The following is a 13,097-nucleotide window of genomic DNA, read 5'->3' as shown; positions in this document are numbered from 1 at the left end:
AAGAAAAGACTGCAGCGCCGCACGTCTATCAAGACGTGCGGCGCCGTAACCGTCAGATCACCAGGCCTTTGGTCAGTTCAAGCGCCTGGCGTTCGAACAGCCGGCGGTAGATGCCGCCTTGCAGCCGGATCAGCTGGTCATGCGAGCCCTCTTCGACGATGCGGCCGCGATCGAACACCAAAAGCCTGTCCAGCGCCCGCACCGTCGACAGCCGGTGGGCAATCACCAGCGTCGTGCGGCCGACCATCAAGCGCTCCATCGCCTGCTGGATCAGCACCTCCGATTCCGAATCGAGGCTCGACGTTGCCTCATCCAGGATGAGAATGCGCGCATCGGCAAGGAAGGCGCGTGCGATTGCAACACGCTGACGCTCGCCGCCCGACAGCTTTACGCCGCGCTCGCCGACCAGCGTGCCATAGCCTTTCGGCAAATTGGCGATGAAGTCATGCGCGCTGGCCAACCGCGCCGCGTGCTCGATCTCGGCCTGCGTGGCGGCCGGCCGGGCATAGGCGATGTTTTCGGCCAGCGACCGGTGAAACAGGATCGGCTCCTGCTGGACGATTGCGATCTGTGCGCGCAGCGACGCCTGCGCCACCTTGGCAATATCCTGGCCGTCGATCAGGATATTGCCCGCAGTCACGTCGTAGAGGCGCTGGATCAGCTTGACGAATGTCGTCTTGCCGGAGCCCGAATGGCCAACCAGCCCAACCCGTTCGCCCGGCGCGATATCCACTGAAAAGTCGCGATAGAGCGGCAGGCGGTGGCTGCCATAATGGAACGTTACCTTGTCGAAGGTGATACGGCCATCGGTGATCCGGATCGGTTTGGCTCCGGGCCGATCCTCGATGCCGAGTGGTTCGGACTGGAAGTCGACCAGTTCCTCCATGTCGTTGATCGAGCGCTGCAGATTGCGGATATGCGTGCCGATGTCGCGCAGATAGCCTTGCAGCACGAAGAATGAGGTCAGCACGAAGGCGACATCGCCGGCGCTCGCCTGCCCCCACGACCACAAAAGCAGGGAGAAGCCGATGACCGCTGCCCTCAAAAGCAGCAGCATCGTCCCTTGCGTGGTGCCGTTGACGGTGCCGCGCATCCAGGTGCGGCGCGTGCGACCGCGCCATTTGGCGACGACCTCGGCAAGCCGCGTCTCCTCGCGTTCCTCGGCGCCAAAACCCTTGACCACGGCGTTGCAGCTCACCGCATCGGCCAGCGAGCCGCCAAGCCGTGTATCCCACGCATTTGCAAGCCTTGCCGCGGGCGCGACATAGCCAAGCGACAGCATCGTCGTCACCGCGATGAACAGAACCGAACCGATGGCGACGACAGCACCCATCAGCGGCCAGAACCAGCCAAGCAGCAGCGTCGAGCCGACGAGCATGACGACCGACGGCAGCAGCGCGATCAGGATCGTGTCGTTGAGCAGGTCGAGCGCCCACATGCCGCGCGTTATCTTGCGCACCGTCGATCCGGCGAAGCTGTTGGCGTGCCAGTCGGTGGAGAAGCGCTGGACGCGGTGGAAGGCGTCGGCGGCGATATCTGCCATCATCTTCAACGTCAGCTCGACAATGGCCATGAAGGCGAGATTGCGTAGCACGACACCGGTGAGCGCCAGGGCAACCAGCATCGAAAAGGCCGCCATCGCCGCGTTCCACGCAACATCGTCGGCCGCAGCACTGCTGGCGACGGCATCCACCAGCCGGCCGGAATAGAGCGGCGTCAGCACGTCGGCCAAGGTCGACAGCAGGAACGTGCCCATAATGCCGGCAAGCCGCCACGGCTGACGCCGCCAATGGCTGAGCGTGAAGCCAAGAACGCTGCGAAAGGCGCCCGCGCGCAAATCTATTCGAAAACGAGCCATGATGTCATTCGGGCACAAACGAGCCCGATCCCACGAAAGTAGAAATTGAAAAACCGCGTTGGCGCCGTTTGGCGCCCGGAGATGCGGAGGTTTGGCGTATTTGGCGGCCCTGTAGAGGGCGGCGACCGGCAGCGGCAAAATACCTGCCTTGGTTCAGCCTTGCCGCGAGGCTATGTCGCGGCGCACTGACCAAGACTAGGCTTCGCGGCCTCGCATAACGATCTCAAATCCTGGCATTCGGTTCCTCCTGAAGGGGAATCGCGGAGAGGCGTTTATAGAGACGCCTTAACGCCGCGCCAAGTCAGTAGATAGCCCAAAGCACATCTGGTCCAAGCAGTGAGACGATTTTGCAACAACGGCCGGTTGTACGCCGCGTCTGTTCAAATTGCCGGCATACGGTCGAGGCGCATATAGCGGCCGTCGGTGGACGGCCTGAAGCCGAGCTTCTCGTAAACCGCATGGGCGTCGTTGGTCGACAGGCTCCAATGCGTGACAGTCTTGCAATCCGGATGATCGATAAGCGCCTGGACAAGCCGGGTTCCGATGCCTTGCCCGCGATACCTTGGCCAGACAATGATGTCGGCGAGATAGGCAAATACCGTACGGTCGGTGATCGCCCGACCAAAGCCGACCTGATTGCCGCCGACATAGGCGCCGACGCACAGTGAATTGGCAAAGGCGCGGCGGTGCAGTTCATCGCTGCGGCCGCTGCCCCAATAACTCTCCTTCAAAATGTCGGATGTCGCCCGGAAGTCGATCTGCGACATGTCAAAGCTGATCTCAAAGTTGGCCATTGCTAAACCGTTATGCAGCCAATCGCCTACCCGCCATCCCTGAACCGGTTGGTGATGGGATAGCGGCGGTCGCGGCCAAAATTCTTCCTGGTGATCTTCACGCCGGGCGCCGCCTGCCGGCGCTTGTATTCGGCGACGTAAAGCAGGTGCTCGACGCGCGTCACCGTCGCCCGCTCATGGCCGCGCGCAACGATCTCGTCGACGCCCATCTCGTTCTCGACCAGGCACTCCAATATGTCATCGAGCACCGGATAGGGCGGCAGCGAATCCTGGTCGGTCTGGTTCTCTCGCAGTTCCGCCGAGGGCGCCTTGTCGATGATATTATTCGGGATCACCTCGCCGGACGGACCGAGCGCACCCGGCGGCACATGCGCGTTGCGCCAGCGCGCCAGCGCATAGACCTGCATCTTGTAGAGGTCCTTTATCGGGTTGAAGCCGCCATTCATGTCGCCATAGAGCGTAGCGTAGCCGACCGACATCTCGCTCTTGTTGCCGGTAGTGACCACCATCGAACCGAACTTGTTGGAAATCGCCATCAGGATGGTGCCGCGGGCGCGGCTCTGCAGGTTTTCCTCGGTGATGCCTTCCTTGGTGCCCTCGAAAAGCTGCGTCAGTGTGTGCAGGAAGCCCTCGACCGGCTCGAAGATCGGCACGATATCGTAGCGGCAGCCGAGCGCGCGGGCGCAGTCCTCGGCGTCCTTGAGCGAGTCCTTCGAAGTGTAGCGGTAAGGCATCATCACGGCGCGCAGCCGTTCCTCGCCCAGCGCATCGACGGCAAGTGCCGCGCAGATCGCCGAATCGATGCCGCCGGAAAGGCCGAGCACGACATTCTTGAAGCCGTTCTTGTTGACGTAGTCGCGCAAGCCCAACATGCAGGCGCGATAGTCGGCCTCCTCCTTTTCAGGGATTTTCGACATCGGTCCGTCATAGCAGACCCAGATGTCATTCTTTCGCTTCCAGGTGGTGACGTTGACCGTCTCCTCGAACTGGCTCATCTGGAAGGCCAGCGTCTTGTCAGAACCTATGGCAAACGATGCGCCGTCGAAGACCAGTTCGTCCTGGCCGCCAAGCTGGTTGGCATAGATGATCGGCAGTCCGCATTCGATGACCTGGCGGATGACGATCTGGTGGCGGACATCGACCTTGCCGCGATAGTAGGGCGAGCCGTTCGGCACCAGCAGGATTTCCGCGCCGCTTTCGGCCAGCGTCTCGCAGACGGCAACTTCGCCCCAGATGTCTTCGCAGATAGGCACTCCCACGCGCACGCCGCGGAAATTGACCGGCCCCTGGATCTCGGGGCCGGCCTGGAAGACGCGCTTCTCGTCGAACTCACCGTAATTCGGCAGATCGAGCTTGTAGCGTTCGGCAAGGATTTTGCCACCATCAGCAAAGATGATCGAATTGTGCGTGCCGGTCTTGCGCTTCAACGGCGTGCCGATGATGAAGCCCGGGCCGCCGTCGGCGGTATCGCCGGCGAAATCCTCCGCCGCCCGCTCGCAGGCCTTCAGGAATGCCGGCTTCAACACCAGATCCTCAGGCGGATAGCCGGCAAGGAAAAGCTCGGTGAACAGCACGAGGTCGGCGCCTTGGCGGGCGGCATCCGCCCTCGCCTCGCGCGCCTTGGCGAGATTGCCGGCGACGTCGCCGACCGTCGGATTGAGCTGGGCGACGGCGATGCGCAATATGTCTGGAGCGGTCCTGTCTGTCATGCCCGTGGGTTTAGCGCGGCAAAATTCGTCGGGCAATGGCGTTCGTTTGGACCAAACAATCGATCCTATTCGCCCATATATTCGCGCAAGGCTTCCGGCGGATGGTTCTCGCCGATCGACATTGCCAGAATGCGCGAAATGTGTCGGCGCGGCAGCCCGGTTTCCGCCGCCCAGGCGTTGATCTGCGCCTGGATCCTGCCCAAATCCCTCTTCGACGTCGGGCTCTCCGCGATGTCGAGTCCGGCATCGCGCAGTGCGGCCGCCATATCGGCCGAGACAACAAAAGCGTCCCACTCCAGCCAGCGCAGAAAATACTGGCCGGTATTGCCGCCGAGCCGGCTGCCGTGCTTGCCGAGATAGGCCATCAACCCGACCTGGTCATCCGCCGGCCAATCGGCCAGGAACTTGCCGAAGCTGCCGTGCTCCTTCGACACACGCTCGACGAAGGCCGCGTTGTCGCGTACGGATTTGATCTTCTGCGGATTGCGCACGATGCGCTTGTCGGCAGTGAGATCGTGCCAGAAATCGTCAGGCTGGAACAGCAGCCGCTTCGGTTCGAAGCCAAGAAATGCTTCCTCGAAACCCGGCCATTTCTGCTCGATGACGCGCCAGACGAAGCCGGCGGCAAAGACCCGCTCGGCCATGGTCGACAGGATCCGGTCATCCGCAATCTTTGCCACCGCGGCATTGTCAGGCATTGGACCCAGCAGCGACGTAAGGGCTGCCTCACCGCCTTTGCGTTTCGCTGCACGGGCGCGAATTTTCTGAAAATCCACCATTGTTTCCTGACCCCATCGCGTCAATCTACCACTTCCCGTATGAACCGGCAGCTTCTACCTCATCGCTGACGACGGAGGCGACGATGAACAAAACGATCGAGGACCTGGCAAGCCGCTGGCTGAAGCGAAAGCCGGACGGCCTCAGCGCGCTCGAAAGCCGGGTACTGCAATCTACGCTCGAGCGCACCACGATCTCCAAGGACACCAACAAGGCCGTCGCCTTTCACCAGACGTTTGGAGATCGCCTGGCCGACACCATCGCCCGGATCGGCGGCTCGTGGTCCTTCATCCTGGCATTCATTGGCTTCCTGATCCTGTGGACGGCAGGCAATGTCTGGCTCTTGTCGAGCGCCGCCTTCGATCCCTATCCATTCATCTTCCTCAATCTCGTGCTTTCCATGGTTGCCGCCCTGCAGGCGCCAGTGATCATGATGGCGCAGAACCGCCAGACCGAGCGCGATCGAATCGACGCCGCCCACGACTATGAGGTAAATCTCAAGGCCGAGATCGAGATCATGGCGTTACATGAAAAGCTCGACGAACTGCGCCACAGCCAGATCATCGGCATGCGAGACGAGATCGCCCGGCTGGCCGAGCAGGTGAAGCGCATCGACGATATTCTGTCGAAGCAGCGAACGTCTTCATGACGGAAGCCATCCATCGTCTCATTGAGCAATATGGGTTGGTCGCGGTTTTTCTGGGCTGCGTGGCCGAGGGCGAAAGCGCCGCCATTCTTGGCGGTTTCTTCGCGCATCAGCGTGTTTTCGTCCTGTGGCAGGCTTTCCTCGCGGCAGCGCTCGGCGCCTTCGGTGGCGACACGTTCTTCTTCATCTTGGGGCGAAGCTTCGCCGACCATAAATTCGTGATCAGGCTCCGTGCCCGGCCGGGCTTCAGCCACGCCTATCGCCTCGTCACCTCTCATCCCAACATCTTCGTGCTGTCGAACCGCTACATCTATGGCCTGCGCCTGGTCGGTGGTATCGCGGCGGGGCTGTCCGGCATCGCCGCGGCGCGTTTCGCCATCCTCAACGCCATCTCATCGGTGGTCTGGGCGGCGCTGTTCTGCACGGTCGGTTATGTGTTCGGGCTGGGCGCCGAGCGCATCGTCGGCCAGGCACTGGCCCGCCACGAGCGGCTGCTGATCGCTCTGGCAATCGGCCTCGTTGTGGCTATCCTCGGCTGGCTGACGTCGCACTTCCCCGCCAAGAAGGAGCTTCGCAAGGGAAGCTGATCGTCAATCTGTGCCGAGCGCACGGTCGCCCTTTTCCAGGATCAGCGGGATGATCAGGTCTTCCTCGTCGGCAAGATGCCTGGTCAGCATGGCGATCAGCCGGCTGTTCTCGTCGGCATAGGTGTTGGCGGCGAAGCGCTGCTTGACCTCGCTCTCCTGAAGCGTGCGGATGAAGGCATTTGCCGCCTCGGCATTGCGCTCCAGTCCCTCATGGATTGTGTGGTGATCGGCATCGAGAATCTCGAAGCCGCGCTTCAGACGGGTCTCGGCCCTGGCGAAGACCGGGAAATAATGATGGTCCTCGACATGTGATGGCCGTCGAGATTGCCGAGGAAATGGTTGAGGCGCGGCGCGAACCAGCGCGCGAATTCCGGCGCGTTCAGCCTACCTTCTGGATAATCGCCGATACCACTGGTGAGCATGCCGCCAAGCTCGCGGAACATATCGTGCCGCTGCAGCCACATATTGGCCACGCCGTGAATGTTGGCATGCGCCTGCCAGATCTCGCGCGGATATTTTTCGGCCAGCCAGCGCAGATCGTCCGGCAGGCCCTCACGTTCAAGCAGCAGAAATCCGGCGGTATCGGCCATGTCGGTTCCCTCAGACCATGATCCCGAAAAGTGGTACCGGTTTTTCGGAAGAGATCGTGGTCAAAACGAGAAATGCAGTGACGGCATGTAGTGTCTGAAACGTCAGATCGGCACCCCGAGGATCCGCTCGACGATGGCGACGCCCCAGACGCCTGCAGCGATTACCACCGAAATCAGCACCGCCAGCGAACCGCAATCCTTGGCCAGTTGGATATCGATGTTGAATTCACGGCTGAACGCGTCGCATGCCGCCTCGATGCCGGTGTTCAGCACCTCGATCATGATCATGAGCAGCACCGCGCCGATCAGCAGCGCGTAGCCGCGCCACGATTCCGAAAGGAACCAGCCGAGCGGCAAGGCAAGCACAAGCAGCGTCAGCTCCAGCTGGAAGGCCTCCTCGCTGGCGGCCAGTTTGCGAAACGCCCGCACCGAGTTGTAAAAAGCGTCGATCAGCCGCTGCATGCCAAAACCCTTCGGAATCACCGGCAGGGGATTAGCGCAATGGCTGGACCAAGGGAATAAGGCGACCTCTTCAAAAATCAGTCGCCTGCCACCTTGATCGACGGCGTTGACTTCTCGAACTGCGGCAGCCCGTCGTCGATCGCGTAATAGTCGCCCTTGTCGCCGACGAAGATGTGACATTCCCCTTGAAGTCCGGTTGGCGCGTCGAACAGCCCGGCCAGGACTGAAACATAGCCAACATCCGTCGGCTTCCAGAACAGCAGCGAGCCGCATGTCTTGCAGAAGCCACGTCTGGCAAACGAAGATGCCTCGTACCAGGTGATGCTGTCCGCGCCCGTGATTGTGATGTCGGGGTCGGCAACATTGGTTGCAGCATAAAAATGCCCGCTCTGCTTCCGGCACTGCGAGCAATGGCAGTAGATAACACCGCGCAGCGGTCCTCGTGTCTGGAACCGCACTGCCCCGCACAAGCATGATCCGGTGTGACTGTCAGCCATATCGGCCTCCCGATGCAATTGCCGCCGCTTCGCAGGATTCCAGTTTTGCGTGCGTTAGGCACGGGCAAATGCGACACCGGCCGGACGCGTTTCGCTGACCACCTCGATGATCGAAGTCTAATCAGCCGTTGACGGCCTGCTTGTGCTGGACCGGATGGCTCTTCTTGAGCAGATCGGACACCAGGAACGCCAACTCGATCGCCTGGTCGGCGTTGAGGCGCGGATCGCAATGGGTGTGGTAGCGATCCTGCAATTCTTCGGCGGTGATGGCGCGGGCACCACCGGTGCATTCGGTGACGTTCTTGCCTGTCATCTCGATGTGTATGCCGCCGGGATGCGTGCCTTCGGCGCGGTGCACCTCGAAGAACGTCTGCACCTCCTTCAGGATGCGGTCGAACGGCCGTGTCTTGTAGCCGGCGGCCTCGATCGTATTGCCATGCATCGGGTCGGAAGACCACACCACACTGCGGCCTTCCTTCTGTACCGCTCGCACCAGCCTCGGCAGATGGTCGGCAACCTTATCGGAGCCGAAACGAGCGATCAGCGTCAGCCGGCCGGGCTCGTTCTCCGGATTGAGCAGATCGATGAGCTGCAACAGGCCGTCCGGCGTCAGCGACGGCCCGCATTTCAGCCCCAGCGGGTTCTTGATGCCGCGGCAATATTCGACATGCGCATGGTCGGGTTGGCGCGTGCGATCGCCGATCCAGATCATGTGGCCAGAGGTGGCGTACCAGTCGCCCGAGGTCGAATCGACGCGGGTCAGCGCCTCTTCATAACCGAGCAGCAGCGCCTCATGGCTGGTATAGAAATCGGTCTCGCGCAGCGCATAATTGGTCTCCGAGGTGATGCCGACGGCCTTCATGAAGTCCATCGTCTCGGTGATGCGGTTGGCGAGCGACTCGTATTTCTCGCCCTGCGGGCTGTCGGAGACGAACCCGAGCATCCATTGATGCACGTTCTCCAGGCTGGCGTAGCCGCCCTGGGCGAAGGCTCGCAAAAGATTGAGCGTCGCCGCCGACTGGCGGTACGCCATCTCCTGTCTTGCAGGATCGGGAATGCGCGACTTGGCATCGAACTCGATGCCGTTGATGATGTCACCCCGATAGCTGGGCAGCGTCACACCGCCCTTGGTCTCATTGTCGGACGAGCGCGGCTTGGCGAACTGGCCGGCGACACGGCCGACCTTCACCACCGGTTGAGCGCCAGCGAAGGTCAGTACCACTGACATCTGCAGGAAGACGCGGAAGAAGTCGCGGATATTGTCCGCGCCATGTTCGGCGAAGCTCTCGGCGCAATCGCCACCCTGCAGAAGGAATGCGTCACCGGCAGCGACGGCTGCAAGCTGCTTCTTCAGCTTGCGTGCCTCACCTGCAAAAACCAGCGGCGGAAAGGTGGCGAGCTGGGCTTCCGTGTTCCTCAGCGCGGCAAGGTCCGGATAGGCAGGAACCTGCTGGATCGGCTTAGCTCTCCACGAATTCGGCGACCATTTCGTCATCGAAGCACCTAACGCTCTTTCACGCGGACGCCATCGCCCGCCAATCCGCCCCATATGGGGTCGCGGCTGCATACACGAAGCCGAATTCCTATTCTAGACCGGAATCTCAGCGCTGGCGAATGGCACGGCGGGGCGAAAGTACCAGCGCCGTCATGGTCCAGAGCACCAGCGATACCTTGCTACGCAGCCTTCTCCACCAAACGTGCCAGCTGCGTCATGACAACCGCTGAGCCTGCAAGCCGCTTTTCGGGCGTCGGCCAGTCGCGGCTGAAGACGACGCTCTGGTCCGGCCGGATCTTGGCCAACGAACCCTGTTCGCCGATGAGCTTGACCAGCCCGACCGGATTGGGGAATTCGCGCTTGCGGAAATGGATGACGACGCCTTTCGGTCCGGCATCGAGTTTTTCGACATTGGCCTTGCGGCAAAGTGCCTTGATGAAGACGATCTTCAATAAATGCCTCACCTCTTCCGGCAGCGGCCCGAAACGGTCGATAAGCTCGGCGCCAAAAGCGTCGATCTCTTCAGTGTTTTCGAGATCGCCAAGGCGGCGATAGAGCGCCAACCTGAGCTGCAGATCCGGGACATAGCTTTCCGGGATCATCACCGCTGTGCCGACGGCGATCTGCGGCGACCAGCCGCCGTCCTGCACCTCGCCGGAATCCTTCACTTCGGCCACTGCCTCCTCCAGCATCTGCTGGTAGAGCTCGAAGCCGACCTCCTTGATGTGGCCCGACTGCTCTTCGCCAAGCAGATTGCCGGCGCCGCGAATGTCGAGGTCGTGGCTGGCCAGCTGGAAACCGGCGCCTAGCGTATCGAGCGACTGCAGCACTTTCAGCCGGCGCTCGGCTGTATCGGTGAGCTTGCGGTTGGCGGGCAGCGTGAACAGCGCGTAGGCGCGCACCTTAGAGCGGCCGACGCGCCCGCGCAGCTGATAGAGCTGAGACAGGCCGAACATATCGGCGCGGTGTACGATCAGCGTATTGGCAGTCGGAATATCGAGGCCGGATTCGACGATTGTGGTCGACAAAAGCACATCGTACTGGCCGTCATAGAAGGCGTTCATGATGTCGTCGAGTTCGCCGGGCGGCATCTGACCATGGGCCACGGCCACTTTCAGCTCAGGCACGGATTCGCGCAGGAAATCATGGATTTCCGCGAGATCGCTGATGCGCGGTACGACATAGAAAGAATGGCCGCCACGGTAGCGCTCGCGCAGCAGCGTCTCGCGGATGACCAGCGGATCGAAAGGGGAGATGAAGGTACGCACGGCCATGCGATCGACCGGCGGCGTGGCGATCAGCGACAGCTCACGCACCCCGGTCAAGGCAAGCTGCAGCGTTCGCGGGATCGGCGTCGCAGACAGCGTCAGAACGTGGACGTCGGTCTTGAGATCCTTCAGCCGCTCCTTGTGCTTGACGCCGAAGTGCTGCTCCTCGTCGATGATCAGCAGGCCGAGATTCTTGAACGAGATCGAGGACCCGAGCAGTGCGTGCGTGCCGATGACAATGTCGACTTGGCCTTCGGCGACGCCCTTCTTGGTCTCGGCCAGTTCCTTGGCACCGACCAGCCGCGAGGCCTGGGCGACGCGGATCGGCAGGCCGGAGAAGCGCTGCGAGAAGGTCTTGAAATGCTGACGCGACAACAATGTCGTCGGCACCACCACCGCGACCTGAAAGCCTTCCATCGCCGCGATGAAGGCAGCACGAAGCGCGACTTCGGTCTTGCCGAAGCCGACATCGCCGCAGATCAGCCGGTCCATCGGCTTTCCTGCGCCCAGATCATCCCTGACCGAATCGATCGCCGTTTGCTGGTCGTCGGTTTCCTCATAGGGGAAACGCGCTGCAAACTCGCCATAGAGGCCTTCCGCCGGCAGCAGCGCCGGTGCGGCCCGCATTTGTCGCTCGGCGGCGATGCGGATCAGCTGCCCGGCCATGTCGAGCAGGCGTTTCTTCAGCCGTGCCTTGCGCGATTGCCAAGCGCCGCCGCCAAGCTTGTCGAGTGTCGCCTCGGCCGAATCCGAGCCATAGCGCGACAGCAACTCGATGTTTTCCACCGGCAAGAACAGCCGATCGTCGCCGGCATAGTGGATTTCGAGGCAATCGTGCGGCGCACCGAGCGCCTCGATGGTGCGCAGCCCGATGAAGCGGCCAATGCCATGGTCGGCATGGACGACGATATCGCCTGAGGACAATGCCGAAGCCTCGGCGATGAAGTCGGACGCGCGCTTCTTGCGCTTCGAGCGCCGGATCAGTCGGTCGCCGAGAATGTCCTGCTCGGCGACGACGACCAGTTTCTCCGTCTCGAAGCCGGATTCAAGCGGCAGGACGGCCAGTCCCGCTTGCCCTGGCTCAAGCTTTTCGGCTTCGGCAAGCGTCGCCACCGGTTTCAGATTGCCAAGATGATGCTCGGCCAGGATTTGGCCGAGCCGGTCGAGCGAACCTTCAGTCCAGCCGGCGACGATGACACGGCGGCCTACAGCGCGCTCGTCGGAAATGTGTTTTACGACGACGTCGAAGACGTTGGCGTTAGGGTCGGCGCGCTCCTCGACGAAGCTGCGACCATGGCGCGAGCCGGCATGGAACACCTTTTTCGCACCGGCATCGGGCGCATCGAAGGACGTGAAGTCGATCGCTTCGCGCGGGCCAAGCGAGGCAATCAGGTTCTCGGGCGACAGATAAAGCAAATCCGGCGACACCGGCTTGTAGGGCACGGCATCCTTCAAGGCGCCGTCGGCCTGTTTTTTGCGCGCCTCATAATGATCGAGGATCAGCGCATGGCGCTCGGCCAGTGCCTCATGCGCCAGATGATCAAACACCACCGGCGCATCCGGCAAGTAATCGAACACGGTTTCCAGCCGCTCATAGAAGAACGGCAGCCAGTGCTCCATGCCGGCAAACCGCCTGCCCTCGCTGACCGCCGCATAGAGCCCATCGTCGCGCGAGGGCGCCCCAAAGGCTTCGATGTAGGCGCGGCGGAAGCGGCTGATCGTCTCTGGCGTCAGCGCCACCTCGCTCATCGCCTGTAGCGCCATCGACTTGCGCTGGCCGGTGGTGCGCTGTGTTGCGGTATCGAAGACGCGGATCGATTCCAGCGTATCGCCGAAGAAATCGAGGCGCAGCGCCTCAGTCCAGCCGGGCGCGAAGAGATCGAGAATGCCGCCGCGCACCGCGAATTCGCCGATACCGCGCACCGTCGGCACTCGCTCGAAGCCGGAATTCTCCAGCCGGGAGCCCAGCACGTTCATGTCTATCTGGTTGCCCGGTTTGGCGTGGAAGGTCTGCGCCTCGACGAGTTCAGCCGGCGGAATGCGTTGCAACAGCGCATTCGCGGTGGTGAGGACGACGGCGCGGTGCGGCTTCTTCGCCAGCGCAATCATTGCAGCCAGTGCATCGAGCCGCCTTGCGGCGGCATCGGCGCCGGGCGAGACACGGTCGTAAGGCAGGCAATCCCAAGCCGGCAGTTCCAGCACCGGCAGGCCCGGCGCGGCAAAGGCAAGCGCCTCGACGATCGCCGGCAGGCGCTGGCCGTCGCGGGCCACGAACAGCACCGGCTTGTCCGGTGCGATCTCGCGCGCAGCCTGCACCAGCGCAAAGGCTTCGTAGCCGTCGGCGACGCCATCGACAATGAACTGGCCAGCGCGGCCTTTCGGCAGACCGATCGTAGGAATAAGGCTCATGGCTA

Annotated in this window: 12 protein-coding genes; 2 read left to right on the top strand and 10 right to left on the bottom strand. The window is 62.0% G+C overall.

The genetic code is table 11. The features are described 5' to 3' along the window. Positions 1 to 52 precede the first annotated feature (52 nt). The 4 genes from NKH50_RS02825 to NKH50_RS02810 form a co-directional block, all read right to left on the bottom strand. Complete coding sequence (locus tag NKH50_RS02825) at positions 53 to 1,858, bottom strand: ABC transporter ATP-binding protein (protein ID WP_352691109.1); 1,806 nt, start codon at positions 1,856 to 1,858, stop codon at positions 53 to 55. A 380-nt stretch (positions 1,859 to 2,238) separates the two neighbouring features. After that, positions 2,239 to 2,652 (bottom strand): GNAT family N-acetyltransferase, encoded by a 414-nt coding sequence (locus NKH50_RS02820; protein ID WP_352876553.1) that lies wholly within the window; start codon positions 2,650 to 2,652, stop codon positions 2,239 to 2,241. Between the two features lie 26 nt (positions 2,653 to 2,678). After that, a complete protein-coding gene (locus NKH50_RS02815) occupies positions 2,679 to 4,361 on the bottom strand; it encodes an NAD+ synthase (RefSeq protein WP_352706623.1) in 1,683 nt (560 codons plus the stop codon). Between the two features lie 65 nt (positions 4,362 to 4,426). Beyond that, the gene (locus NKH50_RS02810) at positions 4,427 to 5,140 is read right to left on the bottom strand and encodes a DNA-3-methyladenine glycosylase I (RefSeq protein ID WP_352876550.1); all 714 of its coding nucleotides are present in this window, start codon (positions 5,138 to 5,140) and stop codon (positions 4,427 to 4,429) included. Positions 5,141 to 5,223: 83 nt separating this feature from the next. Here NKH50_RS02810 and NKH50_RS02805 point away from each other — a divergent pair, with 83 nt between their 5' ends. Then, positions 5,224 to 5,787: a DUF1003 domain-containing protein gene (locus NKH50_RS02805; protein ID WP_254820163.1), complete on the top strand. Its 564-nt coding sequence runs from the start codon at positions 5,224 to 5,226 to the stop codon at positions 5,785 to 5,787. Then, the gene (locus tag NKH50_RS02800; RefSeq protein WP_352876547.1) at positions 5,784 to 6,371 is read left to right on the top strand and encodes a DedA family protein; all 588 of its coding nucleotides are present in this window, start codon (positions 5,784 to 5,786) and stop codon (positions 6,369 to 6,371) included. Before NKH50_RS02805 ends, NKH50_RS02800 begins: the two co-directional genes overlap by 4 nt. Positions 6,372 to 6,374: 3 nt before the next feature. Here NKH50_RS02800 and NKH50_RS02795 read toward each other — a convergent pair whose 3' ends face one another. From NKH50_RS02795 to mfd, 6 genes are all read right to left on the bottom strand, one after another. Further along, on the bottom strand, positions 6,375 to 6,629 hold the full coding sequence (locus tag NKH50_RS02795; RefSeq protein WP_352876901.1) for a hypothetical protein: 255 nt from the start codon (positions 6,627 to 6,629) through the stop codon (positions 6,375 to 6,377). Further along, positions 6,626 to 6,961 (bottom strand): hypothetical protein, encoded by a 336-nt coding sequence (locus NKH50_RS02790; RefSeq protein ID WP_352876544.1) that lies wholly within the window; start codon positions 6,959 to 6,961, stop codon positions 6,626 to 6,628. The genes NKH50_RS02795 and NKH50_RS02790 overlap by 4 nt, the downstream gene beginning before the upstream one ends. A 102-nt stretch (positions 6,962 to 7,063) precedes the next feature. After that, positions 7,064 to 7,423: a diacylglycerol kinase gene (locus NKH50_RS02785; RefSeq protein WP_254820160.1), complete on the bottom strand. Its 360-nt coding sequence runs from the start codon at positions 7,421 to 7,423 to the stop codon at positions 7,064 to 7,066. A gap of 77 nt (positions 7,424 to 7,500) precedes the next feature. After that, on the bottom strand, positions 7,501 to 7,920 hold the full coding sequence (locus NKH50_RS02780) for a GFA family protein (RefSeq protein ID WP_352876541.1): 420 nt from the start codon (positions 7,918 to 7,920) through the stop codon (positions 7,501 to 7,503). Between the two features lie 121 nt (positions 7,921 to 8,041). Next, entirely contained in the window at positions 8,042 to 9,415 is a 1,374-nt protein-coding gene (locus tag NKH50_RS02775) for a class II 3-deoxy-7-phosphoheptulonate synthase (protein ID WP_352508814.1), read from the bottom strand. Between the two features lie 179 nt (positions 9,416 to 9,594). Next, on the bottom strand, positions 9,595 to 13,092 hold the full coding sequence (gene mfd, locus NKH50_RS02770) for a transcription-repair coupling factor (protein ID WP_352876538.1): 3,498 nt from the start codon (positions 13,090 to 13,092) through the stop codon (positions 9,595 to 9,597). Positions 13,093 to 13,097 lie beyond the last annotated feature (5 nt).

The sequence above is a fragment of the Mesorhizobium sp. M1027 genome (genome assembly GCF_040318745.1).
Taxonomy (GTDB): domain Bacteria; phylum Pseudomonadota; class Alphaproteobacteria; order Rhizobiales; family Rhizobiaceae; genus Mesorhizobium.
The sequence above is the reverse complement of the archived record's forward strand: the minus strand, read 5'-3'. Positions and strand labels throughout refer to the sequence as shown.